Raw genomic sequence first — 18,211 nt, forward strand, 5'->3', positions numbered from 1 at the left:
AGAGAGGGTGGATCCTATGAAATTTTCAAAATTAGTTTTACCAGGCGTGACGATGATTGCTGCGACTTATGGACTGGCCAGGTTTAGTTTCGGTCTGCTTCTTCCTGAGATCAATCAATCGCTTAACATGTCAGATTTTATCTCAGGAGCGGTTTCTTCTTTGTTTTACTTAGCCTATTGCCTTACGATTGTACTTTCTACGGTGATGACTACAAAAGAAGGACCAAGAAGGATGATTCTCTCCGCTGGTCTGGCCGCTTTCACCGGAATGCTGCTGATGGGATTCACTCCAAATGTATGGCTGCTTGCGGCAGGTGTGTTACTCGCCGGAGGAAGCACGGGCCTCGCCTCACCTCCTTATGGCGCGGCGATTTCCCTCTGGATAAAAGAAGAGGAGCAGGGGCAGGCGAATACATGGATCAATTCAGGAACGAGCTTAGGCATTGCTCTTTCTGGAGTTGGGGCGATGTTTTTAGCGGAGAATTGGAGGATGACGTATGTCATCTATGCAGTTTTGACATTTCTAATTCTCATTTGGAATTTCAAAGCCATTCCTAAAGACGAGCAGCGTTCAACGTTATCGTTTAAAAAAGGTAACCTGTCTATCCTAGGTGTGAGTGGATCCTCTACTTTGATCACAGCTTCGCTTGCCCTCGGCATTTCCACCGCACTCTTCTGGACATTTTCAAGATCTTTCATTGAAGCATCCGGGGATTATCAGCAGTGGCAGCTCTCCTTTTTCTGGGTCATCATTGGATTATTCGGAGTGCTCGGAGGATTTTCCGGGTCTTTAATTGAAAAGAAAGGATTGACGTTTGCTTATCGACTGGGAAGCTTGGCGATTGCTTCGGCTTCAATTATATTATCAATCACTCCAGGGAATTGGCTGCTATCTTACGCAGCGGCTGGAATTTTTGGGAGCTCTTATATTTTTTTAACCGGCGTGCTGCTCGTCTGGGGAATCCGTGTATTCATTACGAATGCTTCCTTAGGGATTGGTGTTCCATTTCTGCTGCTGGCGGTGGGTCAGGTTATAGGATCGTTACTTGGAGGCTGGTCCATTGGGACATGGGGTTACGCGGTATCGTTTATGCTGTATGGGTTAGTCGGTATCGGAGCGGCACTTATCGGGCCGAAACAATAATTGAGAGCCGCCGACAGCTCTCAATTATTGTTTTCTGCTTGATGGGAGAGCCAAAGATAAACTGCAAAGCCGACTATCACGATCAAAGGCTGGATAATAAATTGAGTCTCCTGATGAAGCGAAGTAAGGCTTAGGAAATAATCGGGTAAAGTGATTAACGCAACGATGAAGACGAGTATCCAGGATTGGGCCCAAATCGAAACGCCCAGGATAACGAGTGTGGCGATGATACCAATCACCAGGCTTCCTGGCTGGCCGAAGTAAATGATAGGTGTGTCAATGACTCGATTGAAATAGATGAGGCCGACAAACAAAACGATGGGCAGAAGGGCGATGCCGCCTAATAAGAACACTTGTTTATTAAAAGAGGCATGGCTGGCAGCCAAATATTTAAATCCTGTAAAAACGGCAGCGATAAACAGGGCAGCAATAATCAGGTGGCCCACGAGTTCCAGAACAGAATAAGAAAGGCTGCCTTCCATCAAATCAGGAAAAATGGTGATCGAAAAAGAGCCGAGAATGATCAAGCAGATGTATTTAAACCAGGTTCGATAGGCGATCACCATTTCAGCAGAAATCATCTCCATATATTCTTTTGGTGAAGTACCGACGACTTTTTCGATAGGCTTTCCGTGTTTTTCAGCTTCACGTAAGTGCACTTCAAGTTCTTCGGTTATTTCTTCAATTTCGTCCGAATTTTTACCACTGGAAAATAAATAAACACGTAAGTCTTCTAAAAACTTCTGACTTTTTGTTGATAGCTGAGCATAATTCACCGATTAATTCATCTCCTTTTGATCAGATTCATAATGCAGCACACGGTTTACGTTAGATTGCAGCTGGCCCCACCTTTCAATAAAGTGACCCAATTCAAGTTCTCCCTTTGAGGTTAACGAGTAATATTTTCTCCTTGGCCCTGCTGTCGATTTTTTTAACGTAGAGGTGACGAATCCTTCTTTCTGCATCCGCAGCAGCAAGGGATAAATCGTACCTTCACTAAAAGAGTCAAAGCCGTAATCTTCAAGTTTCTGGGCCAGTTCGTACCCGTAGACTTCATTTTCATTAATAATGGCGAGCAGACAGCCATCAATAATACCCTTAAGCATTTGCGTGCTAGACATGTGCCGCCTCCTTTTATTAGTAACTTGTAATGCAAGGGTTTATGTTGTGAATTACCTTGTATTACATGATATACAATAAACATAGCACCATGAGTCTTGTAATGCAAGGTAATTTTTGCTTTTCATACATGTAACTCATAGGTTGCTTATCATTGACAGCAACCTATGAGTTGCATATACTTAAAATATGAACAAAGACGCTATATTTAAAGCCCTCGGCGACTCGACCCGGCGGCTGATCTTAGACGAATTAGCCGAACGCAATGAGCTCACGTTGTACGAACTTACGGCACGGCTCATTATGAAGCACGACCTTTCCATTTCACGGCAGGCGATTAGCAAACACCTGACTGTATTAGAAGACGCAGGGCTCGTCATTTCAAAACGAAAGGGGAAATATCGAGTACTTATCTTTAACAATGAGCCCCTTCAAGACTTACTGAAAGGGTGGATCGAGTAATGGATACGGGTAGAATCGACGACTAAAAAAAAGGAGGCCAACGATATGAAAATTATTGTAACCAGTATATTTGTAGAAGATCAGGATAAGGCACTGAAGTTTTATTCTGAAACCTTAGGTTTTGTTAAAAAACATGATGTCCCTACCGGAGAGTTCAGGTGGATCACCCTTGTCTCTCCTGAAGAGCAAGGAGGCACCGAGCTTTTGCTTGAACCGAATGACCATCCAGCGGCTAAAGAGTATCAAAAGAAGCTGTTTGCTGACGGCATTCCAGTTACCATGTTTGGCGTTACAGATATTCGTCAAGAGTACGAACGATTAGTGGAAAACGGCGTAACATTTACGATGGAGCCGACAGATATGGGCGAATTCACGATGGCTGTTTTCGACGATACGTGCGGCAATCTCATTCAAATCATTCAACAGTAACCAAAATAGATAGGGAGGGTGAAAGATGAGTAAATATGGAACATTTCATGAGGTAAATGGTCGCTATGCTTTACGATTTGAACGCAATTTCCAATATAGTCCGGAAGAGGTTTTTCGTGTGATTACGGATCCTGATTCCTTCATGCAATGGTACCCTTTTGCGACAGGCGAGATGGATCTTAGGCCAGGCGGAAAAATCGGCTTTGACGACGGGGAAGGTTCGACTTATGAAGGCATCATAACTGAATTGGAAAGTCCGCATACTTTTGAATTCCGTGAAGTGGATGATGTGATACAAATATCACTGCGAGAAGAAGGAGAAGGCTGCGAGATGGTCTTTACTCATATTTTTGATGACAAGGAAATGGTAATGTATGTGGCTGCTGGCTGGCATAGATGTCTCGATGCTTTTGGACAGATCGTCAACGGGCAGCCTGTGGAGTGGAAAGACAACGCAGCTGAGTTAAGGGAATTTTATAGCACTGCCTTTGAATCCAAATAACTCGGATTTTATTTTATAGTCAAGTTTCTCGATTGTAACTGGGGAACTTGGCTTTTTTCATATGATCTTGAATTAGCGGACGAATGTGAAACGGTTCCCTTTAGTGAAACGTATAGGTGGATGGGGAGAACTTTATTTTCTATTCGAATAGAAGAGTGGCGTTTCAGATTATACATTGGAGATTAGAAATTAGTTGGCAGCAGGTCGTTGGGCTTGATTCTATGAGAAGGTAGAAAAGGTTACTGTAAATTAAAATAAGGGATTCGTTTTTAAGATACTGAAGGTAAAATGATGAGGAGGATTTTTCATGTTTCTGGGTATTTTTTTATTACTACTAGGCACCCTGGGGATCGCCTCACCATATTCGTGGTGGGTCGTAGGGGAAAGTTGGAAATCAAAAGCCTCGGGCGGACCTTCAAATTTTTATAAAAAAACAACGAGGTTGTTTGGGGTGCTTTTTGTGATCATAGGTGTAATTGAGTTAGCAGGAACGTTTTATTAAAGGAGATATGATGCGAAAACAAGTAGTAATCATGACCCTACTGGTGATCTTGTTGTTGGCCGCAGGCTGTGATCGTGAAGATGATAATACGTACGATGCGGATTTTCAAGGGACAATTATTGAAGTGAAAGAGTATAGTATTATTGTAGGCGAAGACGATATAGACCCGGAAGCCTCTTATCCTGCCTATGAAATTTTAATAGACGATAAGACGGAGTTCAGCGGCGAGGTGGAACGGTTTGAGGAGTTAGAGAAATTTGTTAGTCAAACGGACCACATTGTCCATATATGGGTCATAGACAAAGGTGAAAATAACGAAATTGACAATAAAACGGCCAGTGAAGTTACTATTGAAAATGAATAATCTTAGTTTGAATGCTCTGGAGTCCTCAGGAGTAAAAAGTGAGGTAATGGAATGACACGATTTTTTATAGCGGTGACGTATGATGTTTGTGAGCATAATCAACTCTATGAACATATGAACGAATATCGGTTAGGGTTAGATTTAACTGGTGACATCGATATGAAAATAAAGGATTTTGCTAAAAAAGATGCTGCACCTGTGGTAAAGCTTTATGAATCTGCTACAAGTGACTTTAAAGAGTTCAGATTACATAGAGAATATAACTTTAAGGAATATGAGTGCAGGTGTGATCGCTTTTCTTAAAAACTTAGTGTTGTTATGGAGGAAACCTCAGATGACAAACCACGAAGAAGAAAAGCTGACTGGAGGGAATGTCTCAAACGTATACCTCTCAGGCGGTACCGTTCGAAGAGAATTAAAACCAGGCAGCACGAACATTCATAAACTATTAAAACACTTAGAGGAGAAGAATTTTCCATACGCACCGAGATTTCTAGGTATTGATAAAAAAGATAGAGAGATTTTAACACATATAGAAGGCGAAGCTGGTCATTATCCTTTAAAAGAATACATGTGGTCGAATGAATCTTTAAGGGAAATTGCCAACATGCTCCGTCTCTACCACGAGGCCGTTAGTGACTTCCCAATCGATGAAAGCTGGCAGCCATTAGATCACACCCCTCCACCATTTGAGGTAATATGTCATAATGATTTCGCCATCTATAACATTATTTTTAATGATAAAAGTCCAATAGGCATTATCGATTTTGATGTTGCAGCTCCTGGACCAAGAATGTGGGACATTGCTTATACTCTATACACATGCGTCCCTTTAAGCCGCGTTTTTTATTCTGAGAAAGGGAAGCCGGTCTACTATCATTCATCCCAGCACTCTGATCGTACAAAAGAAAGAATTGCGCTGTTTTTTAAATCGTATGGTAATAAAATTGAAGAAGATTATATGGACATCGTAGTGCAGCGATTAGAAGGGTTATGTGCAACCATTAAAAGAAAAGCTGAAGAAAACGATATGGCTTTTCAAAAAATGATAGAGGAAGGACATCTTGAGCATTATCAAAGCGATATTAAGTTCATTCGTGAGCATAAACATGAATGGATTTAAATTATGGCAGGGCTTGGCTTTCCTCATACCGTTTTTCGAGATTTCGCAGAATTATCGTTAGGTCGCTATCCTCTGACGTTAGGGCGTTATCTTTTGCTGCAATTTCCAAATAAAATAAGTAAAACGGAAGTTTATCAGTTTCCCCTCGTTAAATGTAATATAATAGAGTTGGTTGTCCAAATTATTCAAGGGAGCTGTTAAATGATGTCCATGAGTTTGAACCCTTACTTAATTTTTGACGGTAACACGAGAGAAGCGGTCCATTTTTACGAGAAGACGCTGGATGGAAAAGTGGTGGGAATCATGACGTTTGGAGATATGCCGTCCGATCCTGATCACCCGCTGCCGGAGGAGATGAAGGATCGCGTGATGCATGCTCATTTAAAGGTCGGCGACTCGGATCTTATGTTCTCTGACACATTTGAGGGGATGCCTCATCAGCCTGGTGATACGATTCAGCTTGCTATTCATCCTGAAGGTGAGGAAAGAGCGAGAGAGATCTTTGGTGCTTTGGAAAACGGTGGTCAAATTGTCATGCCTCTTCAACAGACGGATTGGAGTCCTTTATATGGAATCGTGAAGGACAAGTTCGGTGTTACTTTTCAAGTAAATGTTCCGGAAGATCAGTCGAAGTCGTAGGGTCCGACAAATAATCGAGGAGGGCTTCATTTGAAACTTGGTGCATTTTCAGTAAGTTTAACGGTGAAAGATATCACCAAATCTAAGGCCTTTTATGAAAAGCTGGGATTTGACTCTCTTGGTGGAGATATTTCACAAAATTGGCTGATTATGAAAAATGAAAGCTGTGTGATTGGGCTTTTTCAAGGCATGTTTGAGAAAAACATTCTGACTTTCAATCCTGGCTGGGATCAAAATGCTGAAAATGTTGATTCGTTTACAGATATCCGGGAGCTTCAGAAGCAGTTGAAAGAAAACGGAATTAACCTTCTGTCTGAAGCTGATGAAACGAGTGAAGGACCTGAAAGTCTTACGATTGAAGATCCAGATGGCAACCCTATTTTAATCGATCAGCACAGATAACAGCATTAGGAACTTACCCATCAAAAGGACGTAAACCTTCAGCACACGGTTTACGTCTTTGTTGTTTATTCAGAGCTACATAATGAAAGGTGTGATGGCTTATGGCAAACCGGCAAAATGATTTTAACGAAACGGTTCATAAGAAAAATATATTAAAGAAGAGGAGATGTCATATTGAAAACGAACGAACCCATTCAAAGAGAAACAGAACGTTTGATCATAAGACCACTGCAGAACGAGGACTATGAACGCTGGAGAGAAGGGTTTCGCCGCAGACTCCCTTCCCAGTACAAATACGACGGGGACGGCATCGATTTGAACGATTGGTCTCAGAAAAAATTTAATGAGGTAGTTGCCAATCATCAAGAAATAGCTGAGCAGGATGAAGCTTATGTATTTGGCGTTTTTCGAAAATCGGACCAGAAACATATTGGTAAGGTTGAGTTTTGCACGATCATGAGAGATGAATTTCAATGGGGGATTCTAGGCTATAGAATTCATAACCAATTCTGTGGAAAGGGCTATGGAAAAGAAGCGGTGAGGGAAGGACTAAACATCGCTTTTAAGGACCTTGGTTTTCACCGGATCGAAGCTCACATTAATTTAGATAATACGCCTTCCATCCGCTTAGCTGAGGGTGCGGGAATGATATATGAATGTACACGGAAAGGGTTTATCTATGAATTTGAAGAGTGGACGGATAACCTTGTGTATTACATGAATGCTGAGTAATCGGACTATTTTTCAATATATTCCTTTACTGGTATATTCCTTATATGGTATATTGAGAGCATAATACAACTTAAATAAAAAGGTAGGAGCTCATATGGAAATGAAAACGAACATCTTTAGCGCTCTTGCCGAGTCCACAAGATTAGAGATTGTAGGTTTATTGCGCAAAGGGCCGATGACCGTAGGAAAAATTGCGGAGCAGCTTGATATCCGCCAGCCTCAAGCGTCCAAACATCTTAAGGTATTACTGAGTGCCGGAATCGTAGAGTTTAACGCAGAAGCAAACCGCCGCATTTACAAACTGAGACAGGAGCCCTTCAAAGATTTAGATTTATGGCTTAACGAATACCGTGATATGTGGGAAGAAAAGTTCGACAGCCTCGATCGTTATTTGCAGGATGTACAAGAAAGGGAAAGCAAAGAATGATAACTAAACGTATGGGAGGAAACCCAATGTCCAATCAAGTGAAAATCACTCACCGATTTAATGCGCCGCGCGAGCTTGTGTTTCAGGCATTCACCGAATCTGAACATTTACAGAAATGGTGGGGGCCGAAAGGATGGACGTTTCATGTTGCTGCATCAGATATCCGTGCGGGTGGTGTGTTTCATTACGCTCAAAAACCTGCTGACGGAGAGGCGATGTGGGTTAAGTTTAAGTACAGCGAAATTATTGTTCCCGAAAAGATTGTTTACAGCAGTTTCTTTACTGATGAGGAAGGTAACATTATACGTGCCCCTTTTAACGACAATTGGCCGAAAGAAACCCTGAATACCCTCACGTTCACTGAGGACGAAGGAAAAACAACCGTAACTGCGGTTGTGGCTCCTGTAACATCCGCCGAAGAAGAACTTCAAACCTTTGGAGAATCGAAGGATATGGTTCATGAAGGATTTTCAGTCACATTCCATCAGTTAGACGATTATTTGTTACAACCATCAAAGGGAGAAAAATGATAAAAAGCTGTTTACAAATTTGGCAGGTAAATGGATAATACAGAGAAATAACAAACGGCGATGAAGAGAAGAGTAGGCTAACGATTATTCCTTCCAGAGAGCCCCGGCAGCTGAAAAGGGGCAGGAATAAGTTACTGAACCAAACCTCAGAGCATCACACCGGATCCTGCGTAAGGGGATGGTGTGACGGGAGCTCCCGTTATAGAGCCAGGGTATAACCAGCGGAAGAGCCGGCGTACCTGATAAGGTTAATATGGCGACGTATTAACAAACTGGGGTGGCACCGCGATGATAATCTCGCCTCCAAGACGACATGTCTTGGGGGTGGGATTTTTTTATTGTCAAAATCGATCATGCAGGAGGTTTTTGTATGAAGGAATCGTGGAAAAAACCGTTGCTCTTTCTATTTGGAATCAGCTTATCAAACATAGGCGATTGGATTTATTTAATCGCCCTCAACTTAATCGTATTAGATATGACAGGGTCGCCTTTAGCTGTAGCGGCTCTCTATATTTTAAAACCACTTGCTGCGCTGTGCACGAATTTCTGGGCGGGAACGATCATTGACCGGCTGAATCAGCGGAATCTGATGTCGGGGCTGGATGTTATGAGAGCTGTGCTGATCTTTATCCTTCCTTCGTTATCCTCCGTCGGGCTGATCTATGCCGTCGTATTTCTGATCAACATGGGAAGTTCGATATTTGAACCTGCCTCGATGACCTACATCACTAAATGGATCCCTTCAGAAAATAGAAAAAGATTTAATTCATTGAGAAGTCTCCTGGATTCCGGCGGCTTCTTACTAGGTCCGGCCGTAGCCGGTCTGCTGTTTATGCTCGGCACTCCGCACATGGCGCTCTATGTGAATGCTTTAACCTTTTTAGGATCAGGATGGATCACCCTGCTGCTGCCTAAACTGGAGGATGCATCTGTGAAACAGGAGCATTTATCATTAGGGCTGCTCAAGCAGGATTGGACCGTCGTACTGCGGTTTTCTCGGAACTTTCCCTATGTCATGGCGGTTTATTTTCTGTTCAGTCTTATGATGGTGATGGCGGCCGCTCTGGATTCGTTAGAGGCAGTTTTTTCTAAGGAAGTGCTGCAGTTATCAGACACGGAATATGGCTTTCTCGTAAGCATTGCAGGCTTTGGAATCGCAGCAGGGGCTGTGGTGAACATATTATTTGCTCATAAAATGACCACTTCCTTTTTGATCGGAATGGGGTCATTATTCGTTTCATTCGGATATATAATATACGCCTTTTCCACTCATTTCACGGTGGCGGCGATAGGATTCATTGTGCTGGCGTTTTCGCTTGCTTTTGCCAATACAGGGTTTCACACCTTTTATCAAGAACGTGTTCCTGTACATGTAATGGGGAGGGTAGCGAGTATCTACGGCTTGATTGAGGCATTTTTTATCATTAGCGCCACGATATCGATAGGTGCGGCTGCTGAATTCGTGTCAATCCAGCTGGCAGTCATCGTTGGGGCGTTTATGATGCTGGTAGTTACTGGTGTACTCTGCTTTATAAGCTTTCATACTGCGAAACATTTTGCAGGAAAATTAGAAGAGCGTGAGGCTTTGAAGGCATGAGGCCTGCTTATTTTCAGTATTTGACCAAAGTGGTCAATAGTGCTATGATTAAAATGACCATTTTGGTCAAAGTGACTACGAAAGGAGATTTCCGGTCATTAATTCCAACTTTCATAAATTAAAAAGTGAAAAGAAAGAACTGATTATTAACGCGGCCATAAAGGAATTTGTTCAAAATGGATTTGATAAAGCGTCAACAAACGACATTGTAAAAGAAGCAGGAATTTCGAAAGGATCGTTGTTTAATTATTTTAATAGCAAGAAAGATCTTTACGTATATTTAATCGAATACAGTGTACAAATTATCGAGCAGCTTTATGAACAAATTGATTTAAGTGAAAGAGATCTATTTAAAAGACTCGAAAATATTGGCATACAGAAATTGTATATTCACAAAAAATACCCTCACGTATTTGATTTTCTGACGAATTCGATCCAGGAAGAATCGCCTGAAGTAAAAGATATTATTAAGGAAAAAGTTGATGCTATCTATGAGCAGGGTACAAAGCTCATCTATCAAGATATTGATTACTCCAAATTCCGTGACGACATCGATGTCGAAAAGGCCATTGAAATCCTTAATTGGACGATGTTTGGATTTGGTGATAAAGCCATCCAGAAAATCGATACGTTTGAAAACATGATCGAATTTGGAGAGCAGTATCTTAAAGATTGGCAGCGTTATGCTGAAATACTGAAGTTGAGTTTTTATAAATAAGCGCACTGCTGAGAAGAACATTTTAAGGAAAAAGGAGTGTTTGTGTTATGCCGGAAATTGTAAATATCCAGGGGCTGCAAAAAACATTCGGTAAGTTTGAGGCGTTACGTGACGTGACATTTAAGGTCAATGCTGGAGAAGTGGTCGGTTTTATCGGCCCTAATGGAGCTGGTAAATCTACGACTCTGCGGATTTTACTTGGTATTATTAAACGAGATGCCGGGATGGCTGAAATCTTTGGCAAGGACGTCTGGAAAGACAGCATTGAAATTCACAAACGCATTTCCTACGTGCCGGGAGATGTCACCTTGTGGGGGAACCTGACAGGCGGGGAAATTATTGATTTATTTCTTAAATTGCACGGTGGCGGAGATAAGCAGAAACGCGATGAGTTAATTAAACGTTTTGAGCTCGATCCTAAGAAAAAAGCCAAGGGCTATTCAAAAGGGAATCGTCAAAAGGTTGGTTTAATTGCAGCATTAGCTGCTGATTCGGATTTGTATATTTTCGATGAACCGACATCCGGGCTTGATCCTTTGATGGAGGCGATTTTTCAAGAAGAAGTTGAAAAAATCAAAGAAACCGGTAAATCCATCCTGTTATCGTCTCATATTTTGAGTGAAGTAGAACGCCTGGCCGACAGGGTCGTTATCATTCGCCAGGGGGAAATTGTAGAATCGGGCAGTCTGGATGAATTACGCCACTTGACGCGTTCTACCATCACGTTAGCAACAGCAGGTGATGTGTCTGAAATGGCCCATGTAGAGGGTGTATTTGATTTCGAACAAAAAGATAATCAGGCGACATTTTCAGCGGATCAAAAATACCTTGATGATATTTTAAGAGAAGCAAGCAGACTGGGTGTCAACAAATTTGAATCTGTGCCGCCGACTCTTGAGGATTTGTTTATGCGACATTATGAAGGATAACAGTCTGAAAGGGGGATGAACGACGATGAAGGAAAAATTTGCAGGCTGGAACATCCTGTTCCTGCTTTACTTAAAACGAGATTGGAAAAAAATAATCGTCTGGGTGGCAGGACTCGGCTTATTTTCAGCTGCCTACGTTCCAGCTTTTGAAGAAATAGCAAAAGGCCAGGGCCTGATTGGAATGTATGAAACATTACAAAACCCTGCGATGACAGCCATGGTAGGTCCTACGCCGGTAGAAACAGCGGAGGCGTATACGTTAGGAGCCATGTACTCCCATGAAATGTTACTGTTCTGCGGAATATTCGCCATGGTCCTTTCAGTTTTGCACGTGGTAGGTCATACACGGAAAGAGGAGAATCTTGGACTGACTGAAATCATACGCTCCTTTCAAATTGGACGCCAGGCAAACTCTCTTGCCACCATGATGGAAGTTGTTTTTATTAATCTATTATTAGCGCTGTTGATCAGCGGCGTCATGATTAGTTTCGGAGTGGATACAATATCAGTGGAAGGCTCCCTTTTATTCGGTGCTTCGATCGGAATGGCTGGCATGATCGGTGCCGGGATTGCGCTGGTGATGGCACAAATTATGCCTGCTTCCTCGGGAGCCACAGGATCAGCCCTTGGGATCATAGGACTCCTTTACATTATTCGTGCAGGAACCGATGTCTCAAATGTGGACCTGTCCATGGTTAATCCTTTAGGATGGACGTATTTAACCTATCCCTTCACGGAAAATAACGGGATGCTGCTTATTTATGCGTTGGTGTTCAGTCTGGTCATGGTCGTCATCGCGTTTGCCCTGGAAGGAGCACGCGATATGGGCGCCGGCTATCTTCCAGAAAGAGGAGGACGGGAAAGAGCCAAGAAATCATTATTGTCTGTCCACGGTTTGTTTATCAAGTTAAACAAAGGTGTAATGATTAGCTGGCTGATTGCATTTGTCCTTATGGGAGCAGCCTATGGTTCCATATATGGCGATATGCAGACCTTTATTGAGAGTAATGAAATCGTGCAGCAGATGTTTGCGAACTCCGAAGCCTCGATTGAAGAATCATTCACGGGGACGATTATGGTCGTCATGACTGCCCTCGTTTCTATTTTGCCAATTGTCATTGTCAATAAACTTTTCGCTGAAGAAAGCCGGTCACACTTAAGTCAGCTTTACGCCACTAGAGTCACACGAAGCCGATTCTACTGGACTAGTATCAGTTTATCCATCTTTGCAGGCGTAGCAGGAATTGTATTAGCTGCAGGCAGTCTTGGAGGTACAGCTATCGCTGCCATGGAAGATACAACAACGATGGGGATGATGGATTTCCTCGCTGCCGGCTTTAACTTTTTACCATCTGTCTTATTCTTTACCGGTTTAGCGGCTTTAGCCCTCGGCTGGGCACCTAAACTAGGTAAGATGGTTTACGTGTATCTTGCCTATTCCTTTTTGCTAAACTACTTTGGAGGTATAGCAGACTTACCCGAATGGTTGTTAAATACAGCGATCCAGAGCTGGATCCCGCGAATACCATTAGAGGATTTTGATCTGTTGATTTTTGTTATTATCACAGCGGCCAGTATCGCTATGATGGTCATTGGCCACTTTGGTTATAATCGACGGGATTTGGTTGAAGGAGCTTAGGCTTGACCGCGAGTTTTAATCCAATGCGAGGTGCCAATTTGCAGTGATTCAATAGAAGAGAGCGATTGTCTAGAAATAGATATCGCTCTTTCTTTTTGGCTCTGTTAAAGTTCATTGTTGATATTTAAATGACAGGTTATCTATCTTTACGATTTATCCAATGAAGCTTAGAATGTTGTTTATTGTTCCCTCATAATAGATGATAGCGAGGAGTGGTGATTGTTGAAAAAGAATCTGGCTCTAGTCTCTTTATTATTAATAGTCGCTTCAATAGTTGTATTTTTGGTTATTGTATGGCTATTGAATCTGGTACTTGGACCATGGTCATTTTTATTATTGGGTTCTCTTTTACTTGCCTCTTTTATTACTGCACTGAAAAGCGAGAAGGGTTTTTTAAAAATAATTGCTTTAATTATTTCATCTATTGCTATGGTGTTTTTTGTGTGCATAGTGATGTATATTGTTTTAATGATTTTTTTAGGTAATTTTGGGACCTAAAGCATGTGTATAAGGAACATTTAAACTAACGGCTGTTAAAGTAAAAGAAAAGTAAGAGGTATCTCGAAGCCGAGTCTTATGCTGATTGGGGCGATTATTCAATAAGAATAGTGGCCTTCTTTCATTTTTAGAATCGGGAAGGATAGTGGAAAGTTAAACGATCTTAAAGAAAAAAATACTCGATGAGATACCGAGTAAACTAATGTTATTTTACTGAAAGCCAAATAAAAAAGGTTAGAGTGTTTACAATGGCTCTAAGACTATTGGATTTATCCAAGTTCCACTATATGATCAATTGCCATAACCATATCAAACGTCACTCTTTATCACTTAGCAACTTATTTGCTTTATCCTTCCTTACCATTTACTCGCCAAGGTAAGTTTTTTGTAAAAACTCAACAGATTGTTTGATTAAAGTCTTTAACACTTCTAAATCAATGTCCTCAAGTTTATTGACATACACGCATGCTTTTCCTGTTTTATGTTTTCCTAAGTCTTTCAGCAACTCCTCACGATCTGGATCGCCCGTCGCAAAATACAAGCTTAAGCTAGCTTTTCTGGGGGAAAAGCCTACAAGAAGAAATTCCCCTTCATGGCCAGATTTATATTTGTAATGATAGGATCCAAAGCCAATAATACTTGTCCCCCACATTTTCGCTTTGTATCCTGTGGTTTCTGTGAAAATGTCTAACAATTTATAGGCATCATCGCGCTTTTTAGGATTATCAACTTTTTCTAAGAATTCTATGACATTCCCGTCGTTTTCTTTTGTTTTTAGTTCGTACATTTTCAGCGCTCCTCTTTTCCGGTTTTTAGTCATACTATATTATTCCATAAAGATAAAGAATCACCTGCAACATTTTCAATAGAAAAACCCCCAACTATTTTAAATAGGACACAACTAGAGAAGAAATCAACCATTCCTGGAGTATTTCGAAATCAATACCTTATTCTATTAAAAGGGGCAAAAGCTGCACAGTGGCTATCGCTTCTTGTGCTAACGGGCGGGTTTGTGGAAGACTCAGTTTTGCGATAAAGTGTGAAAATATGCTCTTATTAATGATAAATGGGAGGTTAATTGTATAGCTTTATCGTATGATATAATACAAATAAGAATAACGATGATTTAGGTGGTGGATTTATTATGCTTGAATACAACGAACACTCAAGTAAAAGAAAATATGGTTGGGTTAATCAATGGGCTAAAATGACGGGAGAAAGAGCCAAAATAGATGCTAAAGTAAACAATACCTCCATTGTTTATGCTACAAAAGATGGATTAGTCAAAGAATTCCCTAATGGTGAGATAAAACCATATACTGAAGAAGATCTGGAAAAATAAAAAAAGCTCTAGTGACAAACCAATAATGTACGTTTTTGCAGGTAACAATGAAAGCGGGAAAAAGCACAATACGAAATCTAATTATAGACAAGATTGGTATTGAGACGAATATAGATCCAGACGGAATTGCAAGACATTTAGATCAATCTAATCCGGAGTCCAAGCAGGCCGGTCAGCCATTAAATTAGCCAAAGATTGTATTAAAAATAAGAGGAGTTTCTCTGTAGAAACGACACTTTCAGGAAGGACATTTCTGCAAAGAATTAAAACAGCTCGAGAAAATGGTTTTGAAATAACGATGTTTTATCTTGGATTAGAAGATGTTCAACAGAATATTGAACGAGTTGCTTTGCGAGTGCAAAACGGGGGACATCATATTCCCACGGAAGACATCCTTAATAGACATGTGAAGTCAAAAGAATATCGGTACCTGACCCCCGCTCTGCTAAAGTGGTAACGCACCGGGGGTCAGACGCCGACATTTTTGGTTATAATCGACGGGATTTGGTTGAAGGAGCTTAGGCTTGACCGGGAGTAGAAATCCAATGCAAGGAACCAATTTGTAGTGATTCAATAGAAGAGGGCGATTGTCTAGAAATAGATATCGCTCTTTTTTTGGCTCTTTTAAAGTTCATTGTTGATATGTGAATGATAGGTTTTCTATCTTTACGATTTATCCAATGAATCTTGTTCAACTAATGGGTATATATCTCGGAACTGAGTCTTTAAAAAACGGCCAAAATTGTTGAAGACTCAGTTTCGAGACAATATCATTTTTGGGACATTTTTGAATGATTGCAATTAAAATATCGGTACCTGACCCCCGCTCTGCTAAAGTGGTAACGCACCGGGGGTCAGACGCCGACATTTAATTACATTAGTTCGTGGTTTAAAAAACCTTTTGTTGAAAGGATCTTTGAACGAATAACGGGAATTGCACTCATTTCTTTAGGAATAAAGCTAGCTTTTGAAAAAAATTAATTTTATTAGAATCATTGAGTTCATTTAGAGATATCTTCTTTTTTAAAATGGGATTCAACGATTTTACAAGCTTCAACTTCATAAAGTTTATATAATCTTGAATTCAAGTATTCCTGAAAAGGGGCGATTGTTCAATAAGAGCAATCGCTTTTTTGCTAACGGGCAGGTTTGTGTAAGACTCAGTTTCGAGATAATCTAAACATTATTGTATAAAAATAAATATTTATGTATAATAATTCGAAAATAACAAAAGGGAGGATTACTTAAAAAACATGAATCTAATACCAGAATCTAGAAATATTACAGACTATTTAGAAGAAACAGAGGTCGTAAATTATTCTCACCCCTCAATTAAAGATATTGCGACGGTATTATTTAATAATGAGCAGACAGAAATTGAAAAGGTCAAAGTGGCTTTTGAATTTGTACGAGATGAAGTTTCTCACTCCTGGGATATTCAAGGTACACGTGTTACTTGTACAGCAGCTGAGGTATTAAAACATAAGGAAGGTATATGTTATGCAAAATCTAACTTATTAGCTGCGCTATTAAGGGGGGAAGGAATACCGACTGGATTCTGTTATCAAAGGTTGATGATCTTTGATACACCAGATAAGGGCTATTCTCTTCATACTCTAAATGGAGTATTTCTGAGTTCGTATAATCGGTGGGTAAGAATAGATGCTCGTGGGAATAAACCTGGAGTTCAAGCAGAATTTTCTCTTGATGTAGAAAAATTAGCTTTTTCAGTTCAAGAAAAATTTGATGAGAAAGATTACTCTACGATTTATACAAAACCTAATGATAAGACTATTGCTACTTTACAGGCAAACACAAACGCGATAAAGATGTATAAATATCATCTCCCTGATTATTTATAATGATTATGTGGAGGTAGAGTGAAAAAATCGGCGCGTAGAGCTGAAGCTCTCGTTGTAGACACCGATTAATACAAGATATTTATAAAACAGGTTTTCCGTTTGTTTTAATAAGTTTACTTAACATGTACAAAAAGAAGGTATTGAAATGTGTGTATCAATAAAAAAGGCTAATCTGAATGAGGCTCCACTTGTAGCAGAAATGGCAGCAGAACTTTTTTCAGAATTGAGTGAGAGAACTGTCTGTAAAAATGAAGTGTTAGATGTTTGTGAGGATTTACTAAACAAAGAAAATCACCTTTACACAGTATTTTTGGCATTTAAAGAAGAAGAATGTATCGGAATGATTTCCGTTCAAGAAGTAACGTCCTTATATGCACGAGGCTCTATGGGTGTTATTCAAGAACTATATGTACGGCCTGATGTGAGATCTGACGGATTAGGTGATAAACTTATTCAAGCTGTAAAAGAACAAGGATCCAAATGCGGTTGGAAAATCATTGAAGTAGGTGCACCTAATCCGGAAAAGTGGAGCAGGACGGTCTCTTTTTATAAAGGAAAGGGTTTTGAAGAAAAAGGTCCACGCCTTAGACTCAAATTGACGTAACTCTTAGTATCAAGTCTTACAAATAAGGGGGGAGTAAATGATTATTAATTTCGCAAGCAATACAGATGGTCCAATAATTCATGAATTAATGATTAAGGCATTTATGGAGTATAACCAAGAAATTCCTCCGTCGAGTGCCTTAGAAGAAACTGCTCAATCAGTTTCTAAGGCCCTTGAGGAAGGTGAAAAAGGGCTTATAGCTTATGAAGGAAATAAACCAGTTGGTATGGTGCGATTTCACATTAAAAATAAGGTCCTATATTTTTATCGTTTATCAGTTATTCCAAAAGAACGAGGAAAAGGAATTGCAAAAAAGATCTTAAAATTAATAGAGAATTATGCAAATAAGGAAGGCCTACCTTCAATTCGATGTAAAGTTCGTAGGAGTGGGACAAAGAACATAAATTTATATAGCTCCATAGGTTATGATGTTTACGATGAAGAGGTTGTACATAAACAAAATGGTATAAATATAAAAGTTGTCACCATGAAGAAAGATCTTTAGTTATTACATTAAAGGGAGCGATTGTTCAATAAGCATTAGCCCTTTATTACATAAGCGCAAGGAATATCCTGGAATTACATTAACTAACTGACGGAGCAGAATGGGTGAGGAATGAATAAATGAAGAGGTATGGTCTTAAAAT

26 protein-coding genes and 1 other annotated feature are annotated in these 18,211 nt (G+C 40.3%); of the genes, 23 read left to right on the top strand and 3 right to left on the bottom strand.

Going from position 1 to position 18,211, the window contains the following annotated elements:
* Positions 1-16: 16 nt before the first annotated feature.
* Positions 17-1,144, top strand: a complete 1,128-nt coding sequence (locus ACGTNH_RS03515; protein WP_394585018.1) for an MFS transporter — start codon at positions 17-19, stop codon at positions 1,142-1,144.
* A 20-nt stretch (positions 1,145-1,164) separates the two neighbouring features.
* Here ACGTNH_RS03515 and ACGTNH_RS03520 read toward each other — a convergent pair whose 3' ends face one another.
* Both ACGTNH_RS03520 and ACGTNH_RS03525 read right to left on the bottom strand, forming a co-directional pair.
* Positions 1,165-1,920, bottom strand: coding sequence for an HAAS domain-containing protein (locus tag ACGTNH_RS03520; RefSeq protein ID WP_394585019.1), 756 nt, complete (start codon positions 1,918-1,920; stop codon positions 1,165-1,167).
* Between the two features lie 3 nt (positions 1,921-1,923).
* On the bottom strand, positions 1,924-2,265 hold the full coding sequence (locus ACGTNH_RS03525; protein WP_394585020.1) for a PadR family transcriptional regulator: 342 nt from the start codon (positions 2,263-2,265) through the stop codon (positions 1,924-1,926).
* A gap of 187 nt (positions 2,266-2,452) precedes the next feature.
* On the opposite strand from ACGTNH_RS03525, the gene ACGTNH_RS03530 reads away from it, so the two are divergent.
* The 17 genes from ACGTNH_RS03530 (at position 2,453) to ACGTNH_RS03610 (ending at position 13,756) form a co-directional block, all read left to right on the top strand.
* Positions 2,453-2,725 (top strand): ArsR/SmtB family transcription factor, encoded by a 273-nt coding sequence (locus ACGTNH_RS03530; protein ID WP_394585021.1) that lies wholly within the window; start codon positions 2,453-2,455, stop codon positions 2,723-2,725.
* A gap of 45 nt (positions 2,726-2,770) precedes the next feature.
* On the top strand, positions 2,771-3,154 hold the full coding sequence (gene glxB, locus ACGTNH_RS03535; protein WP_394585022.1) for a methylglyoxalase: 384 nt from the start codon (positions 2,771-2,773) through the stop codon (positions 3,152-3,154).
* 25 nt (positions 3,155-3,179) lie between these two features.
* Positions 3,180-3,656: an SRPBCC family protein gene (locus ACGTNH_RS03540; protein WP_394585023.1), complete on the top strand. Its 477-nt coding sequence runs from the start codon at positions 3,180-3,182 to the stop codon at positions 3,654-3,656.
* A gap of 307 nt (positions 3,657-3,963) precedes the next feature.
* Entirely contained in the window at positions 3,964-4,158 is a 195-nt protein-coding gene (locus ACGTNH_RS03545) for a DUF6199 family natural product biosynthesis protein (protein WP_394585024.1), read from the top strand.
* A 7-nt stretch (positions 4,159-4,165) separates the two neighbouring features.
* Complete coding sequence (locus tag ACGTNH_RS03550; RefSeq protein ID WP_394585025.1) at positions 4,166-4,522, top strand: hypothetical protein; 357 nt, start codon at positions 4,166-4,168, stop codon at positions 4,520-4,522.
* A 51-nt stretch (positions 4,523-4,573) separates the two neighbouring features.
* On the top strand, positions 4,574-4,825 hold the full coding sequence (locus tag ACGTNH_RS03555; RefSeq protein ID WP_394585026.1) for a hypothetical protein: 252 nt from the start codon (positions 4,574-4,576) through the stop codon (positions 4,823-4,825).
* A gap of 31 nt (positions 4,826-4,856) precedes the next feature.
* A complete protein-coding gene (locus tag ACGTNH_RS03560) occupies positions 4,857-5,645 on the top strand; it encodes a phosphotransferase (protein WP_394585027.1) in 789 nt (262 codons plus the stop codon).
* Between the two features lie 204 nt (positions 5,646-5,849).
* Positions 5,850-6,284 carry a VOC family protein gene (locus ACGTNH_RS03565; RefSeq protein WP_394586126.1) on the top strand — a complete coding sequence of 145 codons (435 nt, stop codon included), beginning with the start codon at positions 5,850-5,852 and terminating at the stop codon, positions 6,282-6,284.
* Between the two features lie 30 nt (positions 6,285-6,314).
* Positions 6,315-6,686, top strand: a complete 372-nt coding sequence (locus tag ACGTNH_RS03570; RefSeq protein WP_394585029.1) for a VOC family protein — start codon at positions 6,315-6,317, stop codon at positions 6,684-6,686.
* Between the two features lie 171 nt (positions 6,687-6,857).
* Positions 6,858-7,418: a GNAT family N-acetyltransferase gene (locus ACGTNH_RS03575; protein ID WP_394586128.1), complete on the top strand. Its 561-nt coding sequence runs from the start codon at positions 6,858-6,860 to the stop codon at positions 7,416-7,418.
* 100 nt (positions 7,419-7,518) lie between these two features.
* A complete protein-coding gene (locus ACGTNH_RS03580) occupies positions 7,519-7,845 on the top strand; it encodes an ArsR/SmtB family transcription factor (protein ID WP_394585030.1) in 327 nt (108 codons plus the stop codon).
* A gap of 26 nt (positions 7,846-7,871) precedes the next feature.
* A complete protein-coding gene (locus ACGTNH_RS03585; protein ID WP_394585031.1) occupies positions 7,872-8,375 on the top strand; it encodes an SRPBCC domain-containing protein in 504 nt (167 codons plus the stop codon).
* 51 nt (positions 8,376-8,426) lie between these two features.
* Positions 8,427-8,683 (top strand) — a binding site (T-box leader).
* 62 nt (positions 8,684-8,745) lie between these two features.
* Positions 8,746-9,972, top strand: a complete 1,227-nt coding sequence (locus tag ACGTNH_RS03590) for an MFS transporter (protein WP_394585033.1) — start codon at positions 8,746-8,748, stop codon at positions 9,970-9,972.
* Positions 9,973-10,117: 145 nt separating this feature from the next.
* On the top strand, positions 10,118-10,690 hold the full coding sequence (locus ACGTNH_RS03595) for a TetR/AcrR family transcriptional regulator (RefSeq protein ID WP_394586129.1): 573 nt from the start codon (positions 10,118-10,120) through the stop codon (positions 10,688-10,690).
* A 47-nt stretch (positions 10,691-10,737) separates the two neighbouring features.
* Positions 10,738-11,619: an ABC transporter ATP-binding protein gene (locus ACGTNH_RS03600; RefSeq protein ID WP_394585034.1), complete on the top strand. Its 882-nt coding sequence runs from the start codon at positions 10,738-10,740 to the stop codon at positions 11,617-11,619.
* A 25-nt stretch (positions 11,620-11,644) separates the two neighbouring features.
* Complete coding sequence (locus ACGTNH_RS03605) at positions 11,645-13,258, top strand: ABC transporter permease (RefSeq protein WP_394585036.1); 1,614 nt, start codon at positions 11,645-11,647, stop codon at positions 13,256-13,258.
* A 222-nt stretch (positions 13,259-13,480) separates the two neighbouring features.
* The gene (locus ACGTNH_RS03610; RefSeq protein ID WP_394585038.1) at positions 13,481-13,756 is read left to right on the top strand and encodes a hypothetical protein; all 276 of its coding nucleotides are present in this window, start codon (positions 13,481-13,483) and stop codon (positions 13,754-13,756) included.
* Positions 13,757-14,120: 364 nt separating this feature from the next.
* On the opposite strand, the gene ACGTNH_RS03615 is transcribed toward ACGTNH_RS03610, so the two are convergent.
* Positions 14,121-14,543: a DUF1801 domain-containing protein gene (locus ACGTNH_RS03615; RefSeq protein ID WP_394585039.1), complete on the bottom strand. Its 423-nt coding sequence runs from the start codon at positions 14,541-14,543 to the stop codon at positions 14,121-14,123.
* A 357-nt stretch (positions 14,544-14,900) separates the two neighbouring features.
* On the opposite strand from ACGTNH_RS03615, the gene ACGTNH_RS03620 reads away from it, so the two are divergent.
* The 5 genes from ACGTNH_RS03620 (at position 14,901) to ACGTNH_RS03640 (ending at position 18,069) form a co-directional block, all read left to right on the top strand.
* Positions 14,901-15,098, top strand: a complete 198-nt coding sequence (locus ACGTNH_RS03620; RefSeq protein ID WP_394585040.1) for a hypothetical protein — start codon at positions 14,901-14,903, stop codon at positions 15,096-15,098.
* Between the two features lie 47 nt (positions 15,099-15,145).
* Positions 15,146-15,286, top strand: coding sequence for a hypothetical protein (locus ACGTNH_RS03625; RefSeq protein ID WP_394585041.1), 141 nt, complete (start codon positions 15,146-15,148; stop codon positions 15,284-15,286).
* A gap of 1,065 nt (positions 15,287-16,351) precedes the next feature.
* Positions 16,352-16,960, top strand: a complete 609-nt coding sequence (locus ACGTNH_RS03630) for a transglutaminase-like domain-containing protein (RefSeq protein ID WP_394585042.1) — start codon at positions 16,352-16,354, stop codon at positions 16,958-16,960.
* A gap of 145 nt (positions 16,961-17,105) precedes the next feature.
* On the top strand, positions 17,106-17,564 hold the full coding sequence (locus ACGTNH_RS03635; protein WP_394585043.1) for a GNAT family N-acetyltransferase: 459 nt from the start codon (positions 17,106-17,108) through the stop codon (positions 17,562-17,564).
* A gap of 37 nt (positions 17,565-17,601) precedes the next feature.
* Positions 17,602-18,069: a GNAT family N-acetyltransferase gene (locus ACGTNH_RS03640; RefSeq protein WP_394585044.1), complete on the top strand. Its 468-nt coding sequence runs from the start codon at positions 17,602-17,604 to the stop codon at positions 18,067-18,069.
* The last annotated feature ends 142 nt before the right edge of the window (positions 18,070-18,211 follow it).

It is taken from the genome of Halobacillus sp. B23F22_1 (assembly GCF_043497005.1).
Taxonomy (GTDB): Bacteria; Bacillota; Bacilli; order Bacillales; family Halobacillaceae; genus Halobacillus_A.